General features: G+C 65.2%; 26 protein-coding genes. 18 read left to right on the top strand and 8 right to left on the bottom strand.

Translation table 11 applies throughout. From position 1 onward, the window contains the following. Both N6H05_RS13415 and N6H05_RS13410 read right to left on the bottom strand, forming a co-directional pair. On the bottom strand, window positions 1-1,134 hold the full coding sequence (locus tag N6H05_RS13415) for a glycosyltransferase (protein ID WP_284114232.1): 1,134 nt from the start codon (window positions 1,132-1,134) through the stop codon (window positions 1-3). A gap of 13 nt (window positions 1,135-1,147) precedes the next feature. After that, window positions 1,148-2,017, bottom strand: coding sequence for an alpha/beta fold hydrolase (locus N6H05_RS13410; protein ID WP_284109960.1), 870 nt, complete (start codon window positions 2,015-2,017; stop codon window positions 1,148-1,150). A gap of 37 nt (window positions 2,018-2,054) precedes the next feature. Between N6H05_RS13410 and N6H05_RS13405 the strand changes: the two genes are divergently transcribed. After that, the gene (locus N6H05_RS13405) at window positions 2,055-3,452 is read left to right on the top strand and encodes a protein adenylyltransferase SelO family protein (RefSeq protein WP_284109959.1); all 1,398 of its coding nucleotides are present in this window, start codon (window positions 2,055-2,057) and stop codon (window positions 3,450-3,452) included. Window positions 3,453-3,606: 154 nt separating this feature from the next. Here the strand turns inward: N6H05_RS13405 and N6H05_RS13400 are convergent, their stop codons facing one another. The 3 genes from N6H05_RS13400 to N6H05_RS13390 all read right to left on the bottom strand — a co-directional run bounded on the left by N6H05_RS13400 (window position 3,607) and on the right by N6H05_RS13390 (window position 5,273). Further along, window positions 3,607-4,011 (bottom strand): hypothetical protein, encoded by a 405-nt coding sequence (locus N6H05_RS13400; protein ID WP_284109958.1) that lies wholly within the window; start codon window positions 4,009-4,011, stop codon window positions 3,607-3,609. A gap of 719 nt (window positions 4,012-4,730) precedes the next feature. After that, the gene (locus N6H05_RS13395) at window positions 4,731-4,979 is read right to left on the bottom strand and encodes a hypothetical protein (RefSeq protein WP_284109957.1); all 249 of its coding nucleotides are present in this window, start codon (window positions 4,977-4,979) and stop codon (window positions 4,731-4,733) included. Between the two features lie 45 nt (window positions 4,980-5,024). Beyond that, window positions 5,025-5,273, bottom strand: a complete 249-nt coding sequence (locus N6H05_RS13390) for a hypothetical protein (RefSeq protein ID WP_284109956.1) — start codon at window positions 5,271-5,273, stop codon at window positions 5,025-5,027. Between the two features lie 281 nt (window positions 5,274-5,554). On the opposite strand from N6H05_RS13390, the gene N6H05_RS13385 reads away from it, so the two are divergent. From N6H05_RS13385 to N6H05_RS13340, 10 genes are all read left to right on the top strand, one after another. Next, window positions 5,555-6,205 (top strand): RBBP9/YdeN family alpha/beta hydrolase, encoded by a 651-nt coding sequence (locus N6H05_RS13385; RefSeq protein ID WP_284109955.1) that lies wholly within the window; start codon window positions 5,555-5,557, stop codon window positions 6,203-6,205. A gap of 246 nt (window positions 6,206-6,451) precedes the next feature. After that, window positions 6,452-7,885 carry a succinylglutamate-semialdehyde dehydrogenase gene (gene astD, locus N6H05_RS13380; RefSeq protein WP_284109954.1) on the top strand — a complete coding sequence of 478 codons (1,434 nt, stop codon included), beginning with the start codon at window positions 6,452-6,454 and terminating at the stop codon, window positions 7,883-7,885. Window positions 7,886-7,973: 88 nt separating this feature from the next. Then, window positions 7,974-8,762, top strand: coding sequence for a uroporphyrinogen-III C-methyltransferase (cobA, locus tag N6H05_RS13375; RefSeq protein ID WP_284109953.1), 789 nt, complete (start codon window positions 7,974-7,976; stop codon window positions 8,760-8,762). Beyond that, entirely contained in the window at window positions 8,759-9,055 is a 297-nt protein-coding gene (locus tag N6H05_RS13370) for a DUF2849 domain-containing protein (RefSeq protein ID WP_004212225.1), read from the top strand. The genes cobA and N6H05_RS13370 overlap by 4 nt, the downstream gene beginning before the upstream one ends. A 1-nt stretch (window position 9,056) precedes the next feature. Beyond that, window positions 9,057-10,688: a nitrite/sulfite reductase gene (locus N6H05_RS13365; RefSeq protein ID WP_284109952.1), complete on the top strand. Its 1,632-nt coding sequence runs from the start codon at window positions 9,057-9,059 to the stop codon at window positions 10,686-10,688. After that, the gene (locus N6H05_RS13360) at window positions 10,681-11,121 is read left to right on the top strand and encodes a DUF934 domain-containing protein (RefSeq protein ID WP_004212223.1); all 441 of its coding nucleotides are present in this window, start codon (window positions 10,681-10,683) and stop codon (window positions 11,119-11,121) included. Before N6H05_RS13365 ends, N6H05_RS13360 begins: the two co-directional genes overlap by 8 nt. Then, window positions 11,114-11,914: a phosphoadenylyl-sulfate reductase gene (locus N6H05_RS13355; protein ID WP_284109951.1), complete on the top strand. Its 801-nt coding sequence runs from the start codon at window positions 11,114-11,116 to the stop codon at window positions 11,912-11,914. Before N6H05_RS13360 ends, N6H05_RS13355 begins: the two co-directional genes overlap by 8 nt. Before the next feature lie 138 nt (window positions 11,915-12,052). Beyond that, the gene (locus tag N6H05_RS13350) at window positions 12,053-13,864 is read left to right on the top strand and encodes a DUF885 domain-containing protein (RefSeq protein WP_284109950.1); all 1,812 of its coding nucleotides are present in this window, start codon (window positions 12,053-12,055) and stop codon (window positions 13,862-13,864) included. 76 nt (window positions 13,865-13,940) lie between these two features. Continuing rightward, window positions 13,941-15,830, top strand: a complete 1,890-nt coding sequence (locus N6H05_RS13345) for a CocE/NonD family hydrolase (RefSeq protein WP_284109949.1) — start codon at window positions 13,941-13,943, stop codon at window positions 15,828-15,830. A gap of 39 nt (window positions 15,831-15,869) precedes the next feature. Further along, a complete protein-coding gene (locus tag N6H05_RS13340; protein ID WP_004212218.1) occupies window positions 15,870-16,265 on the top strand; it encodes an MAPEG family protein in 396 nt (131 codons plus the stop codon). 37 nt (window positions 16,266-16,302) lie between these two features. Here N6H05_RS13340 and N6H05_RS13335 read toward each other — a convergent pair whose 3' ends face one another. Beyond that, a complete protein-coding gene (locus N6H05_RS13335) occupies window positions 16,303-17,787 on the bottom strand; it encodes a replicative DNA helicase (RefSeq protein WP_284109948.1) in 1,485 nt (494 codons plus the stop codon). 122 nt (window positions 17,788-17,909) lie between these two features. Here N6H05_RS13335 and N6H05_RS13330 point away from each other — a divergent pair, with 122 nt between their 5' ends. The 6 genes from N6H05_RS13330 (at window position 17,910) to N6H05_RS13305 (ending at window position 23,882) form a co-directional block, all read left to right on the top strand. Then, window positions 17,910-18,392, top strand: a complete 483-nt coding sequence (locus N6H05_RS13330) for a UPF0262 family protein (RefSeq protein ID WP_010339983.1) — start codon at window positions 17,910-17,912, stop codon at window positions 18,390-18,392. A gap of 64 nt (window positions 18,393-18,456) precedes the next feature. After that, window positions 18,457-19,089, top strand: a complete 633-nt coding sequence (locus tag N6H05_RS13325; protein WP_284114231.1) for a GH25 family lysozyme — start codon at window positions 18,457-18,459, stop codon at window positions 19,087-19,089. Next, the gene (locus tag N6H05_RS13320; RefSeq protein WP_284109947.1) at window positions 19,086-19,559 is read left to right on the top strand and encodes a cytidine deaminase; all 474 of its coding nucleotides are present in this window, start codon (window positions 19,086-19,088) and stop codon (window positions 19,557-19,559) included. The genes N6H05_RS13325 and N6H05_RS13320 overlap by 4 nt, the downstream gene beginning before the upstream one ends. 7 nt (window positions 19,560-19,566) lie before the next feature. Continuing rightward, window positions 19,567-20,121 (top strand): dCTP deaminase, encoded by a 555-nt coding sequence (dcd, locus tag N6H05_RS13315; RefSeq protein ID WP_004212213.1) that lies wholly within the window; start codon window positions 19,567-19,569, stop codon window positions 20,119-20,121. 33 nt (window positions 20,122-20,154) lie between these two features. Then, window positions 20,155-20,931 carry a metallophosphoesterase family protein gene (locus tag N6H05_RS13310; RefSeq protein WP_284109946.1) on the top strand — a complete coding sequence of 259 codons (777 nt, stop codon included), beginning with the start codon at window positions 20,155-20,157 and terminating at the stop codon, window positions 20,929-20,931. 116 nt (window positions 20,932-21,047) lie between these two features. Next, the gene (locus tag N6H05_RS13305) at window positions 21,048-23,882 is read left to right on the top strand and encodes a TonB-dependent receptor plug domain-containing protein (RefSeq protein ID WP_284109945.1); all 2,835 of its coding nucleotides are present in this window, start codon (window positions 21,048-21,050) and stop codon (window positions 23,880-23,882) included. Window positions 23,883-23,994: 112 nt separating this feature from the next. Here the strand turns inward: N6H05_RS13305 and N6H05_RS13300 are convergent, their stop codons facing one another. Beyond that, a complete protein-coding gene (locus N6H05_RS13300; protein WP_284109944.1) occupies window positions 23,995-24,681 on the bottom strand; it encodes an anti-sigma factor family protein in 687 nt (228 codons plus the stop codon). Beyond that, entirely contained in the window at window positions 24,678-25,166 is a 489-nt protein-coding gene (locus N6H05_RS13295) for an RNA polymerase sigma factor (RefSeq protein WP_004212209.1), read from the bottom strand. Before N6H05_RS13295 ends, N6H05_RS13300 begins: the two co-directional genes overlap by 4 nt. 240 nt (window positions 25,167-25,406) lie before the next feature. On the opposite strand from N6H05_RS13295, the gene N6H05_RS13290 reads away from it, so the two are divergent. Then, window positions 25,407-26,729, top strand: a complete 1,323-nt coding sequence (locus N6H05_RS13290) for a S8 family serine peptidase (protein WP_284109943.1) — start codon at window positions 25,407-25,409, stop codon at window positions 26,727-26,729. Window position 26,730 lies beyond the last annotated feature (1 nt).

Below are 26,730 nucleotides of genomic sequence, written 5' to 3'. Positions count from 1 at the left end.
CTAGCGCAAAATATGAGGGCTGGCCAGAGCCTCGCCATATAATGCGGCATAGGCGTCGACCATGGTCTTCTCGTCATAATCGCGCTGCGCCCGCATTCTGTTGGCGCTCCCCAGCGCAGCCCGCAACTCCGCATCTGCCGCCAGCCTGCCCAGCGCTTCCGCCAGCCCCTGTTCGTCAGCCACAACGAAGGAGCGATTGACCGGCGCCACCATATTGGCGACGTCGCCGACATCGGTGGATGCCACCGGCAACCCGGCCGCCATCGCCTCCACCAGCGAGATCGGGAATTGCTCGCTGTCCGACGACAGCGCGAAAATGTCGAACAGGCCGACGAAGCGCCAGGGATCGGCCATGAACCCCGCCAGGCAGATATCGTCCAGCCCATGGTCCGCCGCCTCGGCCAGGATCGCCTCGCGCTCCGGCCCCTCGCCCACCACCACCAGTTGCAGCCGCTCGCGATGGGTCGCCACCGCCCGCACCAGCCGCGGGATATTCTTGACCGCGCGCAGCCCCGCCAGCGTACCGACCAACAGCTTGCCCGGCGTGCGCACCAGGCCCGGCATGGCGTCGGGCGCCGGCGCCAGCGCATAGCGCGCCACATCGATGCCGTTGCGGATCAGATGCACCTTGCCCGCCGGCTGCTTCCACGCCTGGTGCGCGATCCGTTCCAGCCGGGCCGAGGGCACGACCAGCGCCTGCGCCCGTCCCAGCGCCATGCGCCGATAGAGATTGCGCTGCGGCTTCAGCCCCGCCGCCTCGTCGGCGTTGAAGCCATCCTCATGATGGATCAGCGGCGGCAGGCGCATCGACCGCGCGAACAGCCTGTGCGCCATAACCCCGTCCATCGCCCCCCAATTATAGCCCAGCACCAGGTCATAGCCGGACAGGAACTGCGCGATCGCGCGGAACCGCGCCAACCCCGGCCGCCCGGCAAAGGGCGGCGCTTCGGGAAAATCAACCGGCACCTGCGGCGCGATCGCGCTGCGGGCACCCAGCGCCTCGGGCGCGGCGCTGACGATGCTGTGCCGCGCCTTGTCGCCCCAGATGTTCATCAGCCGGATCGCGCGGGCTTCCTTGCCGCCCAGGGTGAAGCTGCCATGGATATGCAGGATGCGCGGCGGGTCGCCCCGCATCACGCCGCCACCATCAGTCACGCAGCACGCGTTCCAACAGGCGGTCGATCCCGGCCGCCGCTTCCGGCTCGTCCAGCGCGGGCGCATGGCCGACATCGGGCACCGTCACCAGTTCCGCGCTTGCCCCCACCTCGCGCGCCATCCGCTCCGCCGTCGGCGCGCTCAGCAGGTCTGACCGGCCGCCACGCAGCAGCAGGGTGGGAATGCCCTGAAACGCCGCCATCACCGGCCACATGTCGACGCCCGCCTCGCCACCGGGCGCGCGCAACGGCTCGGCGATGCGCATGTCGTAGTCGAGCACGATCCGCCCGCCGCTGTTCAGCCGATAGAGGCGCTTGGCCATGGCCAGCCATTGCTCCAGCCCATAGGCCGGATAGACATCGCCATTCGCGTCCTCCAGCGCGCGGGCCGCATGAACCCAGCTGGGGTGCGACTGGCCCACGCCGACATAGCCGCGAATCCGCTCCAGCCCCGCCTCGTCCAGCGTCGGGCCGACGTCGTTCAGCACCGCGCCTGCCAGCCATTCGCGATGGGTCGCGGCAATCAGCATCGTGATGATCCCGCCCAGCGACGTGCCGACCGCGACGAAGCGGGTGATCGCCAGGTCCGCCAGCAACCGGCCGATATCCTGCAAATAGGTGAGCGGCACATAGCTCATCGGATCCTTGGCATAGGCGCTTTCCGCCCGCCCCCGCATATCCGGGCAGATCACCCGCCACTCGCCCGCCAGCCGCTGCGCCAGCGGCTCGAAATCGCGCGCATTGCGGGTCAGCCCCGGCAGGCACAGCAAAGGCGGCCGCCCGTCCTCGCCGCCCGCATAGTCGCGAAAATGCAGCCGCAGTCCATCGGGAGACCACCAATATCCGTCACTATAGCCGGTCAAGCTTGATCCTTCCGCCCATACTCCCCCATATCGCCGCATGGACCAGAAGCCGCAAGCCGCCAATTACGCCCCCGCGACGGAAATCAACGCACTGATGCCCGACATCGCCGATCCGGTGCATGCAGCGGACTTTCCACAGACCCTGCTACGCTTCCGCAATGACCGCGCCGCCGCCACTGTCGGCCTCGATCATCTGAGCGACGTGGAATGGATCGCCCATTTCGGCCGCTTCACGCCCCTGCCCGGCACGCTCCCGCAGCCGCTCGCCCTGCGCTACCATGGCCATCAGTTCCGCCACTATAATCCCGATATCGGCGACGGCCGCGGCTTCCTCTTCGCGCAGATTCGCGACGCGGACGGCCGCCTGCTCGACCTTGGCACCAAGGGATCGGGGCAGACCCCCTATAGCCGCTTCGGCGACGGGCGCCTGACGCTCAAGGGCGGCGTGCGCGAGATATTGGCAACCGAGATGCTGGAGGCGCTGGGCGTCAACACATCGAAAACCTTCTCGATCATCGAGACCGGCGAGGCGCTGGAGCGCAATGACGAACCCTCGCCCACGCGCGGCGCGGCGATGGTCCGCCTCAGCCATTCGCACATCCGCATCGGCAGCTTCCAGCGCGCCGCCTATATCGAGGATAACGGGTTGCTCGAACGGCTGACCGACTATGCCCTCACCCACCTCTATGGGGAGAAGCCCGGCGACAACCCGCCCGCCCAACTGCTCGGCCGCGTGGTCGATCGCACCGCCGACCTTGCCGCCAGCTATATGGTCGCCGGCTTCGTCCATGGCGTGCTCAACAGCGACAATATCAATGTCACCGGCGAAAGCTTCGACTATGGCCCCTGGCGCTTCACGCCGCTGTGGGACGCCGGCTTCACCGCCGCCTATTTCGACCATGCCGGCCTCTACGCTTTCGCCCGCCAGGCTGAGGCGATCCACTGGGACGTCGCCCAGCTCGCCGTATCGCTGCGGCCGCTTACCGAAGCGCCGCCGCTGATCGAACAGCTCGAACGCTTCCCGGCCCTCTATGCCCAGGCGATGCAGCGCTGCTTCTGCTGGCGCCTCGGCGTCCGGCCGGGCGGGGATACCGCCACCATGACCGAAACCGCCGTGCGCGCGATGATGACCACGGCGACGCCGATCGACATCTTCTTCCACGACTGGCGCGGCGGCGGCCCCCGTAACCCGGCACGCTACAGCGAACCCATCTGGGCCGAACTGCGCGACCAGCTGGCCGACCATCCGCCCGTCCCCGGCGCCCGCGACCACGCCTATTGGTCGGACGAGGCGCCCTGCTCCATGCATATCGATGAAGTGGAAGCGATCTGGAGCGCGATCGACCAGTCCGACGACTGGTCCCTGCTCCACGCCAAGGTCGCCGCCATCCGCCGCATGGGCGAAGCGCATGGGGCAGCGCCAGCGCTGCCGTGAGAAAGGCCCAGACCCGGCAAAGCAAGTGTCACCACACCTGATCGAGTGGCGGAATGGGGTGGATTCCCGCCATTCCCCTCCCGCCTGCGGGAGGGGGAACAGGTCTGGAATTGGTCGATGCGCGACCGTCCAGTCTTTCTGGCCTATTCAGACTTCACCGTCCCCTCAGTCCCTCGGCAAACTTCACGAGCGTGCAGTCCTTATCCGACCTGCATGGCCCCATTACGTCCAAAAAGGCGGGCCAGCCTTTCCCGGTGGCGACAATGATGCTGCCACGTCCCTCCGCGACGCCAATGCGGGCCTTGGGGTCAATGCGGAGCTTGACGGCTGCACGGCTGCCCTGATCCCCCTTTTGGGGATGATTGCCCTCGTAGATGCCGAACCTCTGGCCCATCCATGAGACATCATGGACATTGAAATCTGGCCCTTCTTGGGTGCGGGTGATCTTGGCCCCATCGGGGAGGCAGAAATTCTCTGTGCATGGTCCTGCCGGTTCGCTTACGGTGGGTGTGCAGGCTTCCAATGCAATCACGATCAGCGGCAGGCAGCGTATCCTCATGCAGTCATCGTGTCAGGCGCGGTAGACATGAGCAAGAGGAGCGCAGTCCGCCACTCAGGCCGGTCGATACCCGCAGGGTAATGGGACCGCCTACGGCAGCTTTGTGGAAAGCACATCCTGCATCGGATTGGCTGAAAATGGCCACTCCCTCCCTGTCCTATTCCGCCTTTCTCTGATCTACCCTTGGAAATGGATCAATCACAAGATCTTCACGCCATCTCGCAGTCGCTCCGCAACCGCCTGCTGGCGCATGGGCGTCGCTTCACTGTCGCCCCGCTGTCGCGTCACCGACGCGTAGTGATGACCCGATTTCGATGCGCGTGTCGCTTTGCAGGCGCGCCGTCAGCGCGTCGCAGGAGCATCACCGGTGCCTTCCCCAAAAACAGCCTCACGACACTGTGAACTTCGACTGTCGCGTCGATTTCGAGTCGAGACCCGCAACCAATTTTCGGGAAGAAGCCCGGCCAGTCCGACCAGTTGCCGCAGCCCGCAGCAGCGTGACACAGAAAAAGCGTCCCGCCTTTGCCCCGGAAGGCGGGACGGGACGCTCCATCGGTCGCAGGCCGCCCCGTGATAACCATGCGCGGGCCGCGTCCGTTGAACCAACGGCATCGGGGCGACACCGTTCCGAAATTGATCGCGAGCCTAGCGCGACCTGCCGCAAAATCCGTCCCATCCGGGCTGCCTCCCGACTTCGCATCGCCGGGCGGCACTGCGCCTCAACGCCGGGCAAGCTGGACGGCCGACTTGTGGCTGATGGTCAGGCCAGCATTGGCCCAATCCTGCTTGCTGCGGCAATCCACATGCGGCACCAGCGTGCTGGGCTGCACTTCGCGGAAGCAGTAGCGGTCGGTTTTCTCTTCATAGCTGACCTTGGCGTTGCCAAACTTGCCCACGGGCTGGGCGAAGGCCGGCGTGGCGGCAATGGTCATGGCGGCAGCGGCGGCGATGATGGCGATGGTCTTCATGAGCAAATTCCTTCCCTAATTTTGATGGATCGGTGGCGCTGGCGTTCAGCGCTGGGCCAACTGGACGGCCGGCTTGCGGCTGATGGTCAGGCCCGCATCGGCCCAGCCCTGCTTGCTGCGGCAATCGACGCGCGGCACCAGCGTGCCGGACTGCGCTTCGCGGAAGCAGTAGCGGTCGGTCTTTTCTTCATAGCTGATCTTGGCGTTGCCGAACTTGCCCACGGGCTGGGCGAAAGCGGGCGCAGCGGCAACGGTCATGGCGGTAGCGGCGGCGATGATGGCGATGGTCTTCATGAGCAAATTCCTTCCCTGAAATCTCGTTCCGCGACCCCGATCGGGTCGTGCCAGGAGCATTGCAGGGGCCGTGCCAATTTGCCGAAAGCCCGGAAAATCGGGCTCCAGTTCGCGCAGATTAAATCTATCACACGAAAATTACACCAACAGTCGGTGGAATATTTTTATATTTGGCATTTTTCGCGCGATGTAATCCACCGCAGCTTCGCCACGCATCAGCAAAGCTTTATTGTCAATCAAATTGGTAGTGATAAAATCGCCCCATAGATTTGGAGGTACAGATGACGATTCACACCCTGTCGGATGACCAGACCCCCACCATCCTGACCGTGCCCGGCCTGATGAACAGTGGTCCGGGCCATTGGCAAAGCCTTTGGGAAAAGGCACTTACCGACTGCCATCGGGTCGAACTGGGCAGTTGGGACGCGCCTCATCGCAACGCCTGGATCACCAACCTGGGCCATGCCATCGCCCAGGTCGACGGGCCGGTGATCCTGGCCGCACACAGCCTTGGCTGCCATGCGGTCGCCTGGTGGGCAGCGTTCGAAACCGGACAGTTGCGGGACAAGGTGGCCGGCGCCCTGCTGGTCGCGCCGCCGGAAGTGGACAGCGGCGCGGTCGACCGCCGCCTCGTCGGCTTCGGCCCCACGCCCAAGGGGCTACTCCCCTTCCCCTCGATCGTCGTCGCCAGCCGCAACGATCCCTATATCGACTTTGCCAGCGCCCGGCGGCTCGCCCAATTCTGGGGCAGCCAGTTCGCCGACGCGGGCGAAAGCGGCCATATCAACGCCGCGTCGGACCTGGGCGAATGGAGCTTCGGCCAGTTCCTGCTCCACCGCCTGACCGATCGGACGGCGCCGGCCAATCTTGCCGCGGTTCGCAACGAAGAAGCCCGGCGCAGCGCCGAAATGTCGATCCGCTACGGCTTCTGAGCGCCGCTTGCAGGCGGCCGCGCTGTCCTATTCGACGGCCGGATGGTACAGGATCGATCCGGCATGGGCGCCCACCCCGGCCGGATCGGCCCAGCATCATAAAATTTCCAACTTCGGTTCTTAAATGTCGAAATCTGCGGGAAATATGGGAAGTTAAGCGGAACATTTCCTATTGGCCGAACGTAGAAGAGCGCCCTCCCCGCCCCGCTCTTCCTTCATTAACCATTTTCGGCCATATCCTGCACCATGTCCGCCGCGCTGACGTCCCATGAACCCGCGACCGGCGCCCTGCTATGGCAGGGCGAAAGCGGCGACGTGGACGATATCGTCGCCCGCGCCCGCTCCGGCTGGCCGCGCTGGGCCGCGCAGCCGGTCGCCTTCCGCATCGAAACGCTGCGCCGCTTCGTCAATGTCGTGCGCGCCCATGAGGAGGAACTGGCCGACCTGATCGCCCGCGAAACCGGAAAGCCGCTATGGGACGCCCGGACCGAGGTGACGGCGGTCATGGCCAAGATCGACACGTCGGTCGCTGCCTATTCCGAACGCACCGGCCAGCGCCGGCTGGAGGCCAATCTGGGCGCCCGCCAGTCGGTGCGGCACAAGCCCCATGGCGTGATGGCAGTGCTTGGCCCCTATAATTTCCCGGCCCATCTCCCCAATGGCCACATCATCCCCGCGCTGCTGGCGGGCAATGCCGTCATCTTCAAGCCATCGGAAAAGACCCCGGCGGTCGGCGAGATGCTGGTGCGCTTCTATCATGAGGCAGGCGTCCCGACCGATGCCGTCCAGTTGCTGCTCGGCGGCGCGGAGGAAGGCAAGGCGCTGGCCGCCCATGCCGATGTCGCGGGCATATTGTTCACCGGATCGGCCCAGACCGGCATCGCCATCAACCGCCAGTTCGCGACCCAGCCAGGCAAGATCCTCGCGCTCGAAATGGGCGGCAACAATCCGCTGGTCGTCTGGGACACGCCGGAAATCGGCGCCGCCGCCGCGCTGGTGATCCAGTCCGCCTTCCTGTCGAGCGGCCAGCGCTGCACCGCCGCCAGCCGGCTGATCGTGCGCGACGCCATGGCCGACGCCCTGATCGCGGAGGTCAAGAAGGTCGCCGACAGGCTGATCGTCGATCACCCCCATGCCGATCCGCAGCCCTATATGGGGCCGGTCATCGACAATCCGACCGCCGATGGCCTGACCGAAAGCTTCCTCTATCTGATGAGCCATGGCGGCCGGCCGATCAAGCATATGGTCCGGCCGCAAAAGGGCCTACCCTTCCTGACGCCCGCGATCATCGACGTGACCGCGATGACGGAACGGCCCGATGTCGAGCTATTCGGTCCGCTGCTCCAGATCGTGCGCGTGCCCGATTTCGAAACCGCCATCGCCGAGGCCAATAGCAGCCGCTACGGCCTGTCCGCCTCGCTCATCGGCGGCAGTCCCGAACAATATGCGCAATTCTGGGGCAATGTCCGCGCCGGCGTGATCAACTGGAACCGCCCGACCAATGGCGCGTCGGGCACCGCGCCGTTCGGCGGCGTCGGCGTATCCGGCAACCACCGCCCCAGCGCCTATTATGCCGCCGATTATTGCGCCTATCCGGTCGCTTCCGCCGAGATCGAACAGCCCCGCGCCACCATCGGCATCGGCCTCAAGGACATCGACGTCAGCGCCATGGGCGATTGACAACCCGGCTACTGGACAAAACTTTTCCTAAGCCCCTCCATATCCATTCTGAATTGAAACTCCGCCGCCCTTTCGCCATGTGGCGAGCATGGCTGACATTGCACCTGCTACCGTCCACCTGGTGGGCGCGGGACCGGGCGACCCGGAACTGCTGACCATCAAGGCCGTGCGCCTGATCCGCGACGCGCGCCTGATCGTGCATGACGGGCTGGTGTCCGACGACATATTGGCGCTGGCCGGCCCGCAGACCGAACTGGTCTCGGTCGCCAAGCAGCGCAGCCGCCACTCCATGCCGCAGGAGGCGATCAACGCCCTGCTGGTCCGCTTTGCCCTGGCTGGCGAGCCGGTCGTCCGCCTGAAGGGTGGCGACCCCTTCATCTTCGGCCGTGGTGGCGAGGAAGTGGATGCCTGCCGCGCCGCCGGCGTACCGGTCGAGGTCGTGCCGGGGATTAGCGCCGCGATCGGCGCCGCCGCCCAGGCGCAACTGCCGCTGAGCCATCGCGAAGCGTCGAGCGCGGTCAGCTTCGTTGCCGGCCAGTGCAAGGGGCTGACGGATCAGGATTGGTCGGGCCTTGCGGGAAAAGGCCGCACGCTCGTCATCTATATGGGCGTCGCGACCGCCGCCGACATCGCCGACAAGCTGATGGCCGACGGCGTGTCGCCGGCAATCCCGGTCGCGGTGCTGGAAAATGGCACGCGCGCCGATATGCGCAGCCTGCGCACCCTGCTCGCCGATCTGGGCGACATGGTGGCGCGTGAAGATGTCAAAAGCCCGGCCCTGATCGTGGTCGGCGACGTAGCAGCCCATGCCCTGGCACGCGATGTGCTGGCGGACTGGGCGGCAAAAGGGGAGAGTATTTCGGAGATGCGTTCGTGAAGATCCTGACGGGCAATGATCTGGTGACCGGTGATGTCATCTGGTGGGCCGGCGATGGCTGGTCGCGCCAGGTCGGCGACAGCGCCGATGTCGGCGAACAGGGCGACGACCTCGCCCGCACCGAGGAAGCGGCGCTGCGCGTCGTCGGCGCCTATGTGATCGACGCGACCGTCACCGACGAAGGCGTGCGCCCGGCCCATATCAAGGACCGCATTCGCGCGCTTGGCCCCACGGTGCGCCCCGACCTCAATCTCAAACCGAATGACGCCGACGCCGGCAACTGGGTGATCTGACATGTATCGCTACGACAGCTACGACCAGTCCATCGTCGACGCCCGCGTCGATGAATTTCGCGACCAGGTGCAGCGCCGCCTGACCGGCGCCCTAACCGAGGATCAGTTCAAGCCGCTGCGGCTGATGAACGGCCTCTATCTTCAGCTGCACGCCTATATGCTGCGCGTCGCCATCCCCTATGGCACGCTCAGCGGCAAGCAGATGCGCAAGCTGGGCGAGATCGCGGCGAAATATGACAAGGGCTATGGCCACTTCACCACGCGCCAGAATCTGCAATATAACTGGATCAAGCTGGCCGATGCGCCCGACATCCTCGCCGAACTGGCGACGGTGGAGATGCACGCCATCCAGACCAGCGGCAACTGCATCCGCAACATCAGTTCCGACCAATATGCCGGCGTCTCCGCCGACGAGGTGGCGGACCCCCGCCCCTGGGCCGAACTGCTGCGTCAATGGTCGAGCTTCCACCCGGAATTCACCTACCTGCCGCGCAAGTTCAAGATTTGCGTGATTGCCAGCGACGATGATCGCGCGGCGATGCGCCTGCACGATATCGGCCTGAAGCTGGTGTCGAAGGATGGCGTCATCGGCGCCGAAGTCTATGCTGGCGGCGGCATGGGCCGTACCCCGATGGTCGCGCCGCAGATCAGGGATTTCGTGCCGGAGGAGGAGATCGTCTCCTATCTGGAGGCCTGCCTGCGCGTCTATAATCGCTACGGTCGCCGCGACAACAAGTACAAGGCCCGGATCAAGATCCTGGTCCATGAGATCGGCGTCGAGGAATATAAGCGCCAGGTCGAGGAAGAGTTCGCCCATATGCGCGAACTGGGCCTCAACCCGCCGACCGAGGAACTGGATCGCATCCGCGCCTTCTTCGCCAACCCGGCCTATGAAACGGGCCTCTCCGAAGAGATCGACCGTGCCGATCCGGCCTTCGCCCTGTGGGTCGACCGTCAGGTCGCAACGCACAAGCAGCCGGGCTATGCGATCGTCAATATCAGCCTGAAGCCGCTGACCGGCATTCCGGGCGACGCGTCGGCCGAGCAGATCGAACTGGTCGCCTCGCTGGCCGAACAGTATAGCCTCGACGAACTGCGCGTCACCCATGCGCAGAACCTGGTCCTGCCGCATGTGAAGAAGGCCGATCTCTACGCCATCTGGCAACAGCTGGACGAAGCGGGACTGGCCGAGGCCAATCTGGACCTCATCACCGACATCATCGCCTGCCCTGGCCTTGATTATTGCGCGCTGGCCAACGCCCGCTCGATCCCGCTGGCGCAGAAGATCGCGCAGCGCTTCGCCGACAACGCGCGTCAGGCCGAACTGGGCGAGCTGAAGCTCAAGATTTCGGGCTGCATCAATGCCTGCGGCCATCATCATGCCGGCCATATCGGCATTTTGGGCGTGGACCGTAAGGGCGTGGAGAATTTCCAGCTGCTGCTCGGAGGATCGGGCGCGGAGGATGCGTCGCTCGGCCAGATCACCGGCCCCGGTTTCTCCGAAGATGGCGTGGTCGACGCAATCGAGAAGGTCACGGACATTTATCTGGCCGAACGCACCGACGGGGAGCGTTTCCTCGACACTTATCGCCGCATCGGCATGAAGCCCTTCAAGGAGGCGATCTATGGTTGAGTTCCTCTCCTTCCGCGACGGTGAAGCCGCGCAGGAGCCGGCTGTCACGGTCGAATCCTTCACCGGCCAGTCCAACGCCACCGCCGTTCGCATCGAGCCGGGCGAGGATGCGCGCGAACTGCTGCCGCATCTCGATCGCCTCTCACTGGTGGAGGTAAACTTCCCGGCCTATGGCGACGGGCGCGGCTATTCGGCCGCGCGCATCCTGCGGGAATCGGGCTATCAGGGCGAATTGCGCGCCGTGGGCGACGTGCTGGTCGACCAGATCAACGCCATGCGCCGCTGCGGCTTCGACAGTTTCCACCCCGCCAAAGCCCTGGATGACGCCGCCGTGGAGCGTGCGCTCACCCGCTATGCCGACGTCTATCAGAAGACGATCGATGGCCGTCAGCCCGTCTGGGCGAAACGGCATCCGGAGAAAATTGATGGCTGAACCTGCCCGCCAGATCCCAGAGCGGCTAGTAGATGTGATCGATGCCCGCCCCGTCTTTACCCAGGGGGATGCCGATGCGCTCAACGCGCGCTTCGAGGGCGTCGATACGCTGACCATGCTCAAGACCGTGTTCGCGGAAGGCCTCGCCGGCAATGTCGGCGTCGTCTCCTCCTTCGGCACGGAAAGCGCGGTGCTGCTCGATCTGGTGGCCAAGGCCGACAAGGCCATCCCGGTAATCTTCGTCGACACGCAGAAGATGTTCGCCGAAACGCTCAACTATCGCGACACGCTGGTCGCGCGGCTGGGCTTCACCAACAGCAGCGTCGTCGCGCCCGACGCCGCAGTGCTGGCCAAGAAGGATGAGACCGGCCTGCGCTGGTCCTATGATCCCGACGGCTGCTGCGAAATCCGCAAGGTCGAGCCGATGAAGCGCGCCAAGGCGAGCCTGGACGCCTGGATTTCGGGCCGCAAGGCATTCCAGTCGGTCACGCGCCAGAATCTGCCCCGCTTCGAGGTCGAGGACGGCCGGCTGAAGATCAATCCGCTCGGCGACTGGACCAAGACCGATCTGGAAGCTTATTTCGAGGCCGAACAACTGCCGCGCCATCCGCTGGAGGCACAGGGCTATCTGTCGATCGGCTGCGAACCCTGCACGTCGAAGGTTCTGCCGGGCGAAGATCCGCGTGCCGGTCGTTGGCGCGGATGGGACAAGGTGGAATGCGGCATCCATTCGCCGGTTTCGCCTATTCCCGTCATTGATCCGGAAGACCCGGCAAATCTGCCTGCCTTCTGATCTCACCGGGCGCCCTGCGGGGCGCCCGTCCCCTATCTTATTGTAACATTGCGTAACAAGCGCAGGCGCGCGCTGGACCTGTCGTGTCAGCAGCGCAATACACTCCCCCTTTCCAACGGGACTTAAGGGAGTCGCCCCATGGATCGTCGTCAATTCCTGCTTTCCTCGGGCGCGGTCGCGCTCGCCACCGCCACGCCCCGCGCATTCGCCCAGGCGGCCGGCGCCGACGATGCGCGCCTGTCGGCCGCCTTCGCCACCGCCTTCGAGCGCCAGCTCGACCTGTCGCCGGCCATGGTCACCAGCCTCGGCCTCGACAAGGGCGCGCGCTCCGCCGCCAAGAGCCAGCTCGACGACAATAGCAAGTCGGGCACGATGAAGAAACTGGCCGCCACCCAGGCCGCGATCAAGGAGTTCAAGGGTTATGAGGGCGCCGCCCTGTCGGATGCGCAGCGCCTGAACCTGGAGGTCATCCTCTATTCGCTCGACCAGCAGACCGTCGCGCCGGCCAAGTTCGGCCTCAACAGCGTCCAGCGTCCCTATCGCATCTTCCAGCAGGGCGGCAGCTATTTCCAGACGCCGGATTTCCTGAACACCGCACACACCATCAACACGGCCGGTGATTGCGAGGCCTATGTCGCCCGGCTCGACGCCTTTGCCCGGAACCTGCGGACAGACACCGCGCTGCAGCGGGACGAGGCCGCGCGCGGCTATCTCGCCCCCGGCTGGTCGCTCGACCTGACGCTTGGCCAGATGAAGAAATTGCGTGGCCAGCCCGCCGCGACCAGCAGCCTGGTCCAGTCGCTGGTGAAGCGCGCCGCGGCCAAGGGCGTGGCCGGTGACTGGCAGGCACAGGCCGCCGCCATCGTCGAAAAGGCGATCTATCCCGCGCTCGACGAACAGATCGCCGCGATCGAGGCGTTGAAGCCCAAGACCGCCGCCGGCGACGGCGTATGGCGGACCCCGCGCGGCAACGAAATCTATGCGGCGGCGCTCAAGCAGGCGACCACCACCGATCTTAGCGCCGATCAGATCCACGCCATGGGACTGGAACAGGTTGCCGACATCAGTGCCAAGCTGGACGTGATCCTGAACGGCGCCGGTTTCACCAAGGGCAGCGTCGGCGAAAAGCTCGCCGCGCTCAACGTCGACCCGGCCCAGCTCTATGCCGACAGCCCGGACGGCCGCGCCGCCCTGCTTGCCCAGCTCAACCGCGATCTCGACGCCATGAAGGCGAAGCTGCCCCAGGCGTTCACGACCATCCCCAACACGCCGCTCGAAATCCGCGCGGTGCCGGTCGAGATCCAGGATGGCGCCTCCAACGGCTATTATAACCGCGCTGCGCTCGACGGTTCGCGCCCGGCCATCTACTTCATCAACCTGAAGGATGTCGGCGACTGGCCGAAATATGGCCTGCCCGCCCTCACCTATCATGAAGGCGTGCCCGGTCATCATCTCCAGATTTCGACCGCGCAGACTGCCGGTGACGTGCCGATGCTGCGCAAGGTCGCCTTCATGAGCGCCTATAGCGAAGGCTGGGCGCTCTATGCCGAGCAGCTGGCCGACGAGCTGGGCGGCTATGCGACGCCGATCGATCGCGCCGGCTATCTCCAGTCCTTCCTGTTCCGCGCCGCCCGCCTGGTGGTCGACACCGGCATTCATTCCAAGCAGTGGAGCGTCAAGCAGGCCACCGACTATATGGTCGAAAAGACCGGCTTTGCCCGCCCCCGCTGCCAGCGCGAGGTCGAGCGCTACTGCACCCAGCCGGGCCAGGCGACCAGCTACAAGGTCGGCCATGGCAGCTGGACCAAGGCGCGCGAAAAGGCGCAGGCGCTGCTGGGTGACAAGTTCGATATCAAGCAGTTCCACGCCGTTCTTGAGGAAGGTGCGATGCCGCTGTCGATCCTGGAAAAGCGGATCGAGGATCGCGCCCGCGCCCTCACCGAGGGCTGATGACGGACAAGCGGGTCCGGCCTTTCCTCAAGGCCGGACCCGTTGCATGATTACAAGAGAACAAAGGGGTATCGCCATGCTTCGTGCCGCACAGATTTCGACTGCCGCCCTGATGATCGCCGCGCTCGCCGCGCCGATCGCCGCCCAGACCGATCCGATGACCCCGGACAAGGTCGATGCCTATGATCCGGCGCGGCCGCAGGCCGACTATGTGCGCAAGGAAGTGATGATCCCGATGCGCGACGGGGTGAAGCTGTTCACCGTCATCGTCATGCGCAAGGGCACGAGCCACGGCCCCATCCTGCTGACCCGCACCCCCTATGATGCGGGCAAGGCGACCAGCCGCAACCGCAGCCAGAAAATCGAGGAAATCCTGCCGGTCATGGACGCGGATTTCGTCAATGACGGCTATATCCGCGTCTATCAGGACGTGCGCGGCCTGCACGGATCGGAGGGCGACTATGTCATGACCCGTCCGCTGCGTGGCCCCCTCAACAAGACCGATGTCGATAACAGCACCGACGCCTATGACACGATCGACTGGCTGGTGAAGAATGTGCCGGAAACCAACGGCAAGGTCGCCATCACCGGCTCCTCCTATCCCGGCTTCACCTCGCTGATGGCGCTGATCGATCCGCATCCCGCGCTGAAGGCCGCCGTGCCGCAGAGTCCGATGGTCGACGGCTGGATGGGTGACGACTGGTTCCACAATGGCGCCTTCCGCAATTTCGGCTTCGGCTACAGCCTGTCGCAGACCGCCAAGAAGGGCGGCGGCGCGATCCCGATGGGCAATGGTGATGAATATACGACGATGCTGAACGCCGGATCGGCCGGCGACTTCGCCCGTGCCTATGGCCTCGACGCCTTCCCCTCGGTCCGCAAGCTGCTCGAACATCCGGCCTATGACAGCTATTGGCAGGAACAGGCGGTCGACAAGCTGCTGGCCAAGCGCACGCTGACCGTGCCGACCATGCTGGTCGTGGGCCAGTGGGATCAGGAGGACAGCTATGGCGCCCCGGCCGTCTACAAGGCGCTGGAACCGCAGGACAAGAAGAATGACATGGTCAGCCTGGTGATCGGCCCCTGGCGCCATAGCGGCGTCAATTATGAGGGCCGGAGCCTGGGCGATCTCCAGTTCGAGGGTGATACCGGACGCCAGTTCCGCGTCGGCACGATGAAGCCCTTCCTCGACCATTATCTCAAGGACAATCCGCCCGCCGGCTACACCATGCCCGGCTCGCTCACCTATGCGACCGGCATCGACAAATGGGAAACTCGCGCCAAATGGCCGGGCGGCACGCCGACCCCGCTCTATCTCGGCGCCAGCTACAGCCTGTCCTGGGCCAAGCCGGCATTGGCGGGCAGCGATTCCTATGTCTCCGATCCGGCCAAGCCCGTCCCCTATCTGCCCCGGCCGATCCACCAGGACCAGAATGAGGCCTGGCGCACCTGGCTGGTGAAGGACCAGCGTTTCGTCGATGGCCGCCCCGACGTGCTGACCTATGTCACGCCGGTGCTGGACAAGGACGTCCATATCGCCGGCCAGCCGATGGTCGACCTGTTCGCCGCCACCAGCGGCACCGACAGCGACTGGGTGGTGAAGCTGATCGACGTCTATCCGGAGGAAAACACCGCCAATCCAGTGATGGCCGGCTATGAGCTACCGATCGGCATCGACATTTTCCGTGGCCGCTACGCCCATGGCTTCGACAAGCCGCAGGCGCTGACGCCGGGCAAGGCGGAAAATTACAAGTTCGGCCTTCCGAACGTGAACCATGTGTTCAAGCCGGGCCACCGCATCATGGTGCAGATCCAGTCCAGCCTGTTCCCGGTGTATGACCGCAACCCGCAGACCTATGTACCCTCGATCTTCGATGCGAAGCCGGGCGACTACAAGCCGGCGACCCAGAGCGTGCAATATGGCGCGGCAGGCGCCAGCGCGATATGGTTGCCGATCGTCAAATAAGCGGATGGCAATGCGCCGCCGCGATCAAGGGAGGGCATGATGGCGGTTGAACTGAAGATCCTGGCCTGGGCCTGCGTCTTGCTGCTGGTCCATATCTTCGCGGCGGCGCACCTCAAGACCAAGCAATATGGCCTGAAATGGAATACCGGGGCGCGGGACGAAAACCTGCCCCCGCTCGATCCTGTCGGCGGCCGGCTGGTCCGCGCCCAGGCCAATTTCCTGGAAACCTTCCCGATCGCGATCATCGTCCTGTTCGGCGTGGTGGTGGCCGGCCGCACCAGCGAATGGACGGCGATCGGCGGCTGGCTGTGGCTGGTGTCGCGCGCGCTCTACCTGCCGCTCTATGGGCTGGGCGTGCCGGTGGTCCGCTCGCTCGCCTATCTCGCCAGCATGATCGGCCTGTGCATCGTCTTCAAGGCGTTCGTCGCCGGCTGAACCGGGTGGCGGCGGACATATCCGCCGCCATGCCCACTTATTCGAGGTCTTCGAGGTAGGAACTGCCCTCGGCCAGGTCCGAGAAGCGGGTGATCTTGGCGTCGAACTTCATGCGGATACGGCCGGTCGAACCGTGACGCTGCTTGGCGACGATCACTTCGGCGAGGCCGTAGATGCGCTCCATCTCCTGCACCCATTCCTGATGCTCGGGGCCTTCCTTGTTGCCCGGTTCCTTGGCGGCGACATAATAATCCTCGCGGAACACAAACCAGACCATGTCCGCGTCCTGCTCGATCGAGCCCGATTCGCGAAGGTCGGACAGCTGCGGACGCTTGTCCTCGCGCTGTTCCACCGCACGGCTGAGCTGCGACAGCGCCAGCACCGGCACATGAAGCTCCTTCGCCAGCGTCTTCAAACCACGGGAAATTTCCGAAATTTCGTTGACGCGATTGTCGCCCTTGCCGGTGCCCTGCAGCAGTTGGAGATAGTCGACCACGATGAAGCCGACATCATGGCGGCGCTTGAGGCGACGGGCACGGGTGCGCAGCGCTGCGATCGTCAGGCCCGGCGTGTCGTCGATGAACAGCGGCAGTTCCTGCAGGTCGCGCGCGGCGCGCGACAGGTTCTGGAAATCCGCCCGGCTGATCTTGCCCATACGCAGCGCTTCGCCGCTGATGCCCGACTGTTCGGCCAGAACGCGGGTGGCGAGCTGGTCGGCGGACATTTCGAGGCTGAAGAAGGCGGTCTTGGCGCCCATATTCTTTTCCGGCGGAATGCCGTCGCTATGGTCGCGCAGCCAGCGCGACGCCGCATTATAGGCGATATTGGTCGCCAGCGACGTCTTGCCCATGCCCGGACGTCCAGCCAGGATCATCAAGTCGGAATTGTGCAGACCACCGATCTTCTCGTTGAGGCTGTTGATGCCGGTGGTGATACCCGACACATGGCCGCCGCTGTTGAGCGCGCGTTCGGCCACCTGCACCGCCATGGTGGAGGCGGAGAGGAAGCTCTTGACCGACCCGGTCTCCCCCTCGCCCTCGGACACTTTGTAGAGCGAGACTTCGGCCTGCTCGATCTGCTCGCGCGGATTGACATCCTCGCTGGTATCCATCGCATTTTCAACCAGTTCGCGGCCGACATTGACCAGCTGCCTAAGCAGGGCGAGGTCATAGATCTGGGCCGCGAAGTCGCGTGCGCCGAGCAGTGCCGCGCCATTGCCTGTCAGTTGCGCCAGATAGGCCGCGCCGCCCAGTTCCTTCAGCGCCGGATCCTGTTCCAGCATCGGCTTGAGCGTCACTGGATTGGCGATCATGTCGCGCTCGACCAGGCGCATCACCGCTTCATAGATGCGACCATGCAGCGGCTCGAAGAAATGCTCCGGCTTCAGCTTGATCTGCACATCTTCGGCGATGCGATTGTCGATCATCAGCGCGCCCAGCAGCGCAGCCTCCGCTTCGACATTGCGGGGGAGTTCCAGCCCGCCCTCTTCGGGGGCTGCGTTGAGTTTCACCAGTTCGACCATGGCGCCCTCATCGCGCCACGACGCGTGTCGCGCAAGGGCGAAGGTTGAAACAACCGCATCTCCCTCGCCACAAGTCCCGCTTGCTTTTCGTGGCCCGCCGCCGCACTGACAGCAGACCCGCCATGGCCGATCCGCGCATCATAGACATCAAGCTCGACGAGCGCACCATCTTGTGGCGCAACGCGGATGTCGAGCAGGAACGGCGCATCGCCATTTTCGACCTGCTGGAGGATAATCATTTCGCGCCCGAGCGCGTCCATGCCGACGGCTATGCCGGCCCTTACAAGGTGGTGCTGCGGGTCGAGGAAGGGCGTCTGGTCATCGAGATCAACCGCGCGGATGACAGCCCGCTGGAGGCGATCATCCTGGGCTTGGGCCGTTTCCGCCGGCCGATCCGGGAATATTTCGCGATCTGCGACAGCTATTATCAGGCGATCAGCAATGCCTCGCCAGCGCAGATCGAAACCGTCGACATGGCCCGGCGGGGCATTCACAACGACGCAGCGGACATGCTGAAGGAGCGGCTGGAGGGGAAGATCGCGGTCGATTTCGACACCGCGCGCCGCCTGTTCACACTGATCTGCGTCCTGCACATCAAGGGGTAATATCATCGGGCGTTTGACTTTGGGGGGCTTGCTGATCCGCTTGGGGGCGGTTCTGGCAATCATCATGCTGCTGGGTTCAGCACTGTGGATCTATGCACGCGGATGGGCTCCGAAACGTGACGAATATCCGACCCAGGGCGTGTCGGTGACATCCGACACCGGCTTGATCGAATGGGGCACGCTGGCGGCGCAGGGAGCGGATTTCGCCTATATTCGCGCGGCCAGGGGCGCCAGCCTGCGCGACCCGCTGTTCGCCGCCAACTGGCGCGGCGCACGCAGCGCGGGCATGCGCTATGGCGCGGCGCTGGACTATAGCCTGTGCGCCAAGGCCGTCGATCAGGCGACCCAGTTCATGACCACTGTGCCGCGCGACAATGCCGCCCTGCCCCCGGTCATCCGGCTGGGGTTTGATCCGTCCTGCGCCACGCGGCCCGGTCGCGACCAGGTGCTGTCGGAGCTCAACACGCTGGTCAATCTGGTCGAAAGCCATGCCGGCAAGCCCGCCTTGCTCAACATCAGCGCGGATTTCGACGCCCAATATGACATTGCCAGCGGCATCAACCGGACCTTGTGGGTCGATGGCAATTTCTTCGCGCCCGATTATGCCAAACGTCCCTGGGTGATGTGGACAGCCAGCGACATGCGGCATATCGACGGCGTCGACGGACCGATCAGATGGGATGTGGTGGCACCATGAGTGCAGAAGACAAGAATATCGCCGCGCTGGTCGCGGCAGCACGCGGCGCGCTGGCCCATGCCCATGCGCCCTATAGCCGCTTTGCCGTGGGCGCAGCGGTGCGCCTGACCGATGGCAGCATCGTTACCGGCAGCAATTTCGAAAATGCGAGCTATGGCCTGTCGCTGTGCGCCGAAACGGTCGCGTTGGCGACCGTCAACGCGCAGGGCCGCCTGCGCGATGTCACGGAAATCGCGGTCGTCGGCGGCGGCATGGCGGCGGACGGCAGCGTCGGCGGCGAAGCGATCGTCAGTCCCTGTGGCCGATGCCGCCAGGTCATCAACGAGGCCGAACAGATGGCCGGCCGCACCCTGGCCATCTATTGCGTCGCACCCGAAGGCGACGGCCTGGTCGAACACCGCGTCGTTGACCTGCTGCCCCACGCCTTCGGCCCGGCCGACCTTGGCATCACCCCTGCACAGAAGAGCTGACAGACCCATGTCCATCCTTTCCGACCGCTGGATCCGCAAGCAGGCCCAGTCGAACCGCATGATCGAGCCGTTCGTCGAGAATCAGCGCCGCGACGGCTGCATCAGCTATGGCCTGTCCTCCTACGGCTATGACGCGCGCGTCGCCGACGAGTTCAAGATCTTCACCAATGTCGACAGCGCCGTGGTCGATCCCAAGGATTTCGCCGCCAACAGCTTCGTCGACCGCAAGACCGACGTCTGCATCATCCCGCCCAACAGCTTCGCCCTTGCCCGCACGGTCGAATATTTCCGCGTGCCGCGCGACGTGCTGGTGATCTGCCTCGGCAAATCGACCTATGCCCGTTGCGGCATCATCGTGAACGTCACGCCGCTGGAACCGGGCTGGGAAGGCCATGTGACGCTGGAATTTTCCAATACCACGCCGCTGCCCGCCAAGATCTACGCCAATGAAGGCGCATGCCAGTTCCTGTTCCTGCAGGGCAACGAGCCCTGTGAGGTCAGCTATGCCGACCGTGCCGGAAAATATATGGGACAGCAGGGCGTGACATTGCCGCGCCTGTGACGCTGTGGCAGCATCGCGGGCCATGAAGCGCACATGGCCCTCCCGATGCTGAAATTCCTGCGCCGATCCGATGACCGGGACGGCACGCCTCCCAGCGTGGGGCAGGACTGGCGCATCTATGCGATCGGCGACATTCATGGCCGGCTCGACCTGCTCGACCAGTTGCTCGGCATGCTGGTGGCCGACAATGCGCTGCGCCCGGACCGACAGCGGCGGCTGATCCTGCTCGGCGACCTGATCGATCGCGGGCCACATTCGGCCCAGGTGATCGACCGGGTCCGGGCGCTGCACGGATCGGGCAGCAATATCGGCCTGATCAAGGGCAATCATGAAGAGATTTTCATCATGGCCGCGCGTGGCGATCAGGGCGCGGTCGGCTTCTTCCGGCGGATCGGCGGCATGGAAACGCTCGCCAGCTACGGCCTGCCGCTTTCGCTGAGTGCCGACATGGATGATGGGGCTATTGCCCACTGGATGCTGAACCACATCCCGCGCGCAGACGTCGACTTCCTCGACAGCTTCGTCGATCATCTGACGGTCGGCGACTATCTGTTCGTCCACGCCGGCATCCGCCCCAGAGTGCCGATCGCCGAGCAGCGGCCTTCCGATCTGCGCTGGATACGCGGCGATTTCCTCAACCATGGCGGGCGGCATGACAAGATGGTGGTCCATGGCCACAGCATCACGCCCGAGGTCGAAAATCTGGCCAATCGCATCGGCATCGATACCGGGGCCTATTATTCCGGCCGGCTGACCGCGATCGGCCTGGAGGGCGCGGATCGCTGGTTCCTGCAGACGGGCGAAACCTGAGCGTTCCGCCGCGACAGCCATGGCATGGCGCTTTTGTTGCCGGTCCATGGCGGATCGCCCGCCATATTTCGTTCCCATGACCAACGGCAAAAATGCCGATCAGCAGGGGACATATCATGCAGAAACACCATGTTCTGGCGGGGCTTTCGCTCGCCACATGCCTTGTTGTGCCGACCCAACTGCTTGCCGCCCCTGCGCCGGACACCAGCCTGTCGCAGCGGCACAAATTCTACATCCCATCGCAGCCCCTGAGCGGAGCGCTGCGGGCGCTGTCGGCGCAGGCCGGCATTCGCATCCTGTTCCCCTATGATGAAGTCGCTAATATCCGCAGCCGCCGGGTCGAAGGATGGCTGAGCACCGACGATGCGCTCAGCCAGTTGCTGGCCGGCACCGAATTGCGCCGATCCCCGGCCGGCGCCGGCGTCATCGCCCTTATCACCCCGCTCAACCGCAGCGCGGTGCGCCGCCGCCCGCTGGCGATCCAGTTCGCGCAGGCGAGCGGTACGGCTACGCTGGACAGCCTCGCCATGGCGCCTGCGCCGGAGCCGGCAGCGGAATCCGCGCCCATCATCGTCACCGGCACCCGCCAGACGACCCGCACCGTCGCCGAAAGCCTGGCGCCGATCGACGTGCTGGGGGAAAAGGATCTGGAAGCGAGCGGCAAGCAGTCGGTGCGCGACCTGCTGGGCACGCTGGTCCCGTCGATCAACGTGTCTAATAATGGCGCCGGCGCCAGCTGGGCGGTGCGCACCCTGTCGCTGCGCGGCCTGGGCGGCGACCAGTTGCTGGTGCTGGTCAATGGCAAGCGGCGCCACAATACCGCCACCCTGTTCATCAACGGGTCGGTCCAGAATGGCCAGTCGCCGCCGGACCTGGACCTGATCCCCGGCAATGCGATCCAGCGGATCGAGGTGCTGCGCGACGGCGCGTCGGCCCAATATGGGTCGGATGCGATCGCCGGCGTGGTCAACATCATCCTGAAGAACGACACCCAGGGCGGCGCGGCGCTGACCATGGGCAGCACCGCCGACAATGGCGGCTGGCAGGGCCGCTGGCAGATCGACAAGGGCTTCGCGATCGGGCCGGACGGCGGCTATATCCACCTGTCGGGCGAAGGCGTGCTGCAGGACAATACGGTGGTCAACAGCAGCCCGATCACCAGCAATCCCTTCTACCCCACCGGCGACGCGCGCAATGCCGATCCGAATCGCATTCGCGCCAGATATGGCCAGCCGCAGGTGATCGGCGGCAATGCCAGCTATGACGCGATGATGCCGGTCGGGGGCGACATGGAGCTGTACAGCTTCGGCACCTATTCCAAGCGACATGCCGCCGGCTGGCTGACCTATCGCAACCCGGCGGCGCTCAACAACATCCTGGAGATTTACCCCGAAGGCTATATCCCGCGCATCCACGTCTATGACGAGGATTTTCAGGTCGCCGGCGGCCTGCGCGGCGAGATTGGCGGCGGCATCCATGTCGACCTGTCGACCAGCTATGCGCAGGACGAGGTCAAATATGCGCAGACGACCTCGCTCAACCCGTCCATGGGGCCGGCCAGCCCGACCCATTTCTATCTCGGCAAGATCCGCTTCGACGAATGGACCAGCAATCTCGACTTCAGCAAGGAACTGGACATCGGCCTCGCCGGGCCGCTGTCGGTCGCGGTTGGCGCCGAATATAAGAAGAACAAGTTCCTGATCGGTCCGGGCGATCCGGAATCCTATATCGATGGCGGCTATGTCTCGCCGGCCGGCAGCTGGCTCGCGGGCGCGACGCGAACCGGGGTCGGGTCGCAGGGTGTCACCGGCTTCCTGCCCGAAGGATCGGGTAGCTGGAGCCGCGACAACTGGAGCGCCTATATCAACCTGGAAGGCCAGATCGTCGAGGGGCTGGAGTTCGGCCTTGCCGGACGGCACGAGGATTATTCCGACTTCGGCACCACTGATACCGGCAAGGCGTCGCTGCGCATCGAGCCATTTCGCGGCTTTGCCATTCGCGGCACCGCCAGCACCGGCTTCCGCGCGCCGACGCTGCAGCAGCAACATTATGCCTCCTCCTCCACGATCAACGTCACCGTCAACGGCGTGAACCAGTTGCTGCCGGTGCAGGCGCTGCCGGTCGATGGCATCGCCGCGCGGGCGCTGGGCGCGCAGCCGCTGAAGCCGGAAAAGTCGACCAACTTTTCCGCCGGCATCGTCCTGACCCCGGCGCCCAATTTCAACGTCACGGTCGACGCCTATCAGATCAAGGTCAGGGACCGCATCCTGCTGTCCGAAACGCTGAGCGGCCCGGTGGTCATGAACGCTCTGGCGGCAGCGGGCATCCAGGGCATTGCCGGCGGCCTCATCTTCTCCAACGCGGCCGACACCCGCACCCGCGGCCTCGACATCGTCAGCACCTATCGGGCGGGGCTGGGCGACCTTGGCACCGCGACGATCAGCCTGTCGGCCAATTTCAACAAGACGATCTTCACCCATATCGACCCGGTCCCGGACGAGATCGCCGCATCCGGGCTGGTGCTGATCGGCCGGGCCAAGCAGGGCGACCTTTCCGAAGGCACGCCACGCGACAAGCTGATCGGCAACATCCTTTGGGAAAAGGGCGATTTCAACGTGAACCTGCGCGCCACCCGCTATGGCAAAATCTATCAGCGGGCGAGCGCCGCCGTCTATCATACCGAGGATTTTGCCGCCTGCACCGCCGGCAGTGCCGGCTGCACCCTGGGCTATGTCGACGAGAAGCTGAGCCCCAAGACGATCCTCGACCTCGAACTGGGCTACCGGCTGACCAAGGACGTCAAGCTGTCGGTCGGCGCCAATAATCTGCTCAACACCTATCCCAACAAATTGAAGCCCGTGAACCGGACGGCCGGGAGCCTCTACAATGCCTATGCCCCCTATGGGATCAGCGGCGGTTTCTATTATGGCCGACTGAACCTGGAATTCTGACGCGACAGTTGAAAATTCACAGTGTCGTGCGACGCCAAATCAGCCGTTTTGGCGGCCTGGCGCGCCCGCCACGCGTCCCTGACGCGCCACCGAAGCGACAACGAAGCGGCAGTTAGCGCCAGCCAGCAGCCTGCGCTGCCCGCTCGCCCTGCGCATCGGCAGGAGCGCCGTCGATCAGGCCGTCAATGGTGGCGAGAAGGCGCGGATCGGCCGAGGCGGCCTGGCGATATTCGCTCGTCTGGCCCTTGCCGGGCACCGCCTGCATCAATTGCCAGCCGGCATCGGTGCGGCAGGCGACGCCGGCCATGGCCGCGCCGTCGAAGCTGCGGCACCAGCCGCCGCCCTTGCGCCGGAAGCTGAGGCCGATACGGACCATGCCATCCTCCCCGGCCGAGGCCAATTGGCTGTCGAGCGCGGTGGCAAGCGATCCCTGTGCCAGCATCGCGCCGTCCTTTACCGCAATCGGCCCTACCGGCCCGCCCGACATATGGCCGATGCCAAGGCCCAGCAGCAGGCTGGCGGCGATCGCGCCGCCCGTAACCCAACTCCAGCGCCGCGAAGGTCGCGCGATCGGCACCAGCGTCGGCGGCGCGAGCATCGCCTGCATCGACGCGGGCACATCCTCCTGCGCGATCGGCGCGAAATGGCCGGCCAGCCGCGCGCGCAGCCGGCGATGCTGCTCCAGCCGGGCGGCCAGCGCCGGGTCTTCCGCCACCGCGCGGTCGACCCGCCGCCGCGTCACCTCGTCCAGTTCGTCATCCACCCAGGCGATCAGCATGGCTTCGTCAATGTCGGTCATGCCGCTTCCCCCAAGAGTTCGATGAGCGCGCCGCGACCGCGCACCAGTCGCGAGGTCAGCGTGCCCATCGGTATGTTCAATATCGCAGCCGCCTCCTTGTAGGACAGCCCCTCCACCAGCACGAGCGCGATCGCCTCGCGCTGTTCGGGCGGCAATGCCTGCATCGCCCGATCGACGTCGGACAAGGTCATGGCCTGCTCCACCGCCTTATCCCCCGCATAGCCGACATCGGCCCCCGCCTCTTCCGGCGCGAAGGTTCTGGCGGCCCGCTGCCGGGCGCGGCCCTCATCGATCCAAAGATTGCGCATGATCCGATACATCCAGCTGTCGAGCCGCGTGCCCGGTTGCCACTGGTCGCGGGCGCGCAGCCCCTTTTCCAGTGCCGCCTGGCACAGATCGTCGCCATCGGCGCGATCATGCGACAGGCTGGCGGCAAAACGCCGCAGCCGGGGCAGGATCGCCAGCAGGTCGCGCTCGAACGACATTATGTCTCCAACATATTTTTCGTTTGGAAAATGCGCAGAAGCGCATTTTCGGTACCGCACCAGCCCACTCCCCCACCCGGCCACCCATAGAATATAGCCGTTGGGTGGCCGGGTGGGGGAGTGGGCCGGAGCGGCAAATCCGGTTTCAATCGGATTTACAAACGAACTCATCAGGGATGAAACGTCCCTGCCCGGCCGTTTCATCCTTCAGAAAGTCCAGCAACCGGAATTTTTTTGACGATGGACGATTTTGACGCTGAAAAGGCCGGTGATGACCGGCGGGAAGAGACAGAGATGAGATGGACGCGCCCGTTGCTGATCGCGGGGCTGTGGCTGGCGGCACCGGGTGCACAGGCGCAATTGCTGCCCGCCCCGGCCGCCGGGACGTTGGGGGGCGGTGCGCTGGGCGGGGTCGGCCAGATAGTGCCCGACACGCTCGACCGGCTGGGCGGGATCGTCGACCAGAGTGGACTGGACCGGCTGTCACCGGCACGTCTGGCCGATCGGCTGGCGGCAGCGCGTACGGCGCGGATCGACGCCCTGCTGCGCCAGCATGGCGACGCGGTCGAACTGGACGACCGGCGAGAGCCGGCGCGGCGCGGCATCATCCTGCTGACCGGGGCGGACGCGGCCGCGATCGAGACACTGCGTGCGGCCGGCTATGGCGTGGAACAGGTCGAGGCGGAGGGGATCGACATGGCGATCACCCGCCTGACCGTGCCGGAAGGACAGAGCCTGGCGCGGGCGCTACGCAGCGTGCGCAAGATCGCCCCGCAGGCGCAGGCGAGCGCCGACAATCTCTATTTCCCTAGCGGCGCGGCCACAGGGGGGCGATCCGCTACATTGGCGAGCCATGGCAGTGTCGGGCGCGGCGCAGCGGGCCTGATCGATGGCGGCGTGGCCGCACATCCGGCGATGGCCGGCGCGATCGAGCAGCGTGGCTTCGTCGCCGGCGCGCCACGGGCCAGCGCCCATGGCACGGCGGTTGCATCCTTGATCGGCGGATATGGCAGCGTGAACGGCGCCGCGCCGGGCACGCCGCTACTGGTCGCCGATGTCTATGGCGACGATCCGGCCGGTGGCAGCAGCTTTGCCATTGTCCGCGCGCTGGGCTGGATGGCGGCGCGCGGCGCGAAGGTGGTGACGATCAGCCTGGTCGGACCCGACAATCCCTTGCTGGCCGGGGCGATCCGGCTGGTGCGCGACAAGGGGGTGATGCTGGTCGCGGCGGTCGGCAATGACGGCCCGGCCGCCCCGCCCGCCTACCCTGCCTCCTACCCGCAGGTGATCGCGGTGACCGGCGTGGACGGGCGGGGCCGGTTGTTGCCCGAAGCCGGGCGCGCGACCCATGTCGATTTCGCCGCGCCCGGCGCGGACATGATGGCCGCCGACATGAACGGCGGTCGGGACAAGGTGCGCGGCACATCCTTTGCAGCGCCTCTGGTGGCCGGGCGGCTGATGGCGGGCGGATCGGTCGAGGCACTGCGGCGGGAGGCGAAACCGGGTCGCGGCAAAGGCTATGGCGCCGGCATATTGTGCGGCACCTGCAGAAATATGGATTGAA

This window comes from Sphingobium sp. WTD-1 (assembly GCF_030128825.1).
GTDB lineage: Bacteria > Pseudomonadota > Alphaproteobacteria > Sphingomonadales > Sphingomonadaceae > Sphingobium.
The sequence above is the reverse complement of the archived record's forward strand: the minus strand, read 5'-3'. Positions and strand labels throughout refer to the sequence as shown.

What these genes read in the sequence shown, in the direction of transcription:
- N6H05_RS13415 (WP_284114232.1), bottom strand. Translation starts at nt 1,134, where the DNA reads ATGCGGGGCGACCCGCCGCGCATCCTGCATATCCATGGCAGCTTCACC.
- N6H05_RS13405 (WP_284109959.1), top strand. Translation starts at nt 2,055, where the DNA reads ATGGACCAGAAGCCGCAAGCCGCCAATTACGCCCCCGCGACGGAAATC.
- N6H05_RS13400 (WP_284109958.1), bottom strand. Translation starts at nt 4,011, where the DNA reads ATGAGGATACGCTGCCTGCCGCTGATCGTGATTGCATTGGAAGCCTGC.
- N6H05_RS13395 (WP_284109957.1), bottom strand. Translation starts at nt 4,979, where the DNA reads ATGAAGACCATCGCCATCATCGCCGCCGCTGCCGCCATGACCATTGCC.
- N6H05_RS13390 (WP_284109956.1), bottom strand. Translation starts at nt 5,273, where the DNA reads ATGAAGACCATCGCCATCATCGCCGCCGCTACCGCCATGACCGTTGCC.
- N6H05_RS13385 (WP_284109955.1), top strand. Translation starts at nt 5,555, where the DNA reads ATGACGATTCACACCCTGTCGGATGACCAGACCCCCACCATCCTGACC.
- astD (WP_284109954.1), top strand. Translation starts at nt 6,452, where the DNA reads ATGTCCGCCGCGCTGACGTCCCATGAACCCGCGACCGGCGCCCTGCTA.
- cobA (WP_284109953.1), top strand. Translation starts at nt 7,974, where the DNA reads ATGGCTGACATTGCACCTGCTACCGTCCACCTGGTGGGCGCGGGACCG.
- N6H05_RS13365 (WP_284109952.1), top strand. Translation starts at nt 9,057, where the DNA reads ATGTATCGCTACGACAGCTACGACCAGTCCATCGTCGACGCCCGCGTC.
- N6H05_RS13360 (WP_004212223.1), top strand. Translation starts at nt 10,681, where the DNA reads ATGGTTGAGTTCCTCTCCTTCCGCGACGGTGAAGCCGCGCAGGAGCCG.
- N6H05_RS13355 (WP_284109951.1), top strand. Translation starts at nt 11,114, where the DNA reads ATGGCTGAACCTGCCCGCCAGATCCCAGAGCGGCTAGTAGATGTGATC.
- N6H05_RS13350 (WP_284109950.1), top strand. Translation starts at nt 12,053, where the DNA reads ATGGATCGTCGTCAATTCCTGCTTTCCTCGGGCGCGGTCGCGCTCGCC.
- N6H05_RS13345 (WP_284109949.1), top strand. Translation starts at nt 13,941, where the DNA reads ATGCTTCGTGCCGCACAGATTTCGACTGCCGCCCTGATGATCGCCGCG.
- N6H05_RS13340 (WP_004212218.1), top strand. Translation starts at nt 15,870, where the DNA reads ATGGCGGTTGAACTGAAGATCCTGGCCTGGGCCTGCGTCTTGCTGCTG.
- N6H05_RS13335 (WP_284109948.1), bottom strand. Translation starts at nt 17,787, where the DNA reads ATGGTCGAACTGGTGAAACTCAACGCAGCCCCCGAAGAGGGCGGGCTG.
- N6H05_RS13330 (WP_010339983.1), top strand. Translation starts at nt 17,910, where the DNA reads ATGGCCGATCCGCGCATCATAGACATCAAGCTCGACGAGCGCACCATC.
- N6H05_RS13325 (WP_284114231.1), top strand. Translation starts at nt 18,457, where the DNA reads ATGCTGCTGGGTTCAGCACTGTGGATCTATGCACGCGGATGGGCTCCG.
- N6H05_RS13320 (WP_284109947.1), top strand. Translation starts at nt 19,086, where the DNA reads ATGAGTGCAGAAGACAAGAATATCGCCGCGCTGGTCGCGGCAGCACGC.
- dcd (WP_004212213.1), top strand. Translation starts at nt 19,567, where the DNA reads ATGTCCATCCTTTCCGACCGCTGGATCCGCAAGCAGGCCCAGTCGAAC.
- N6H05_RS13310 (WP_284109946.1), top strand. Translation starts at nt 20,155, where the DNA reads ATGGCCCTCCCGATGCTGAAATTCCTGCGCCGATCCGATGACCGGGAC.
- N6H05_RS13305 (WP_284109945.1), top strand. Translation starts at nt 21,048, where the DNA reads ATGCAGAAACACCATGTTCTGGCGGGGCTTTCGCTCGCCACATGCCTT.
- N6H05_RS13300 (WP_284109944.1), bottom strand. Translation starts at nt 24,681, where the DNA reads ATGACCGACATTGACGAAGCCATGCTGATCGCCTGGGTGGATGACGAA.
- N6H05_RS13295 (WP_004212209.1), bottom strand. Translation starts at nt 25,166, where the DNA reads ATGTCGTTCGAGCGCGACCTGCTGGCGATCCTGCCCCGGCTGCGGCGT.
- N6H05_RS13290 (WP_284109943.1), top strand. Translation starts at nt 25,407, where the DNA reads ATGGACGATTTTGACGCTGAAAAGGCCGGTGATGACCGGCGGGAAGAG.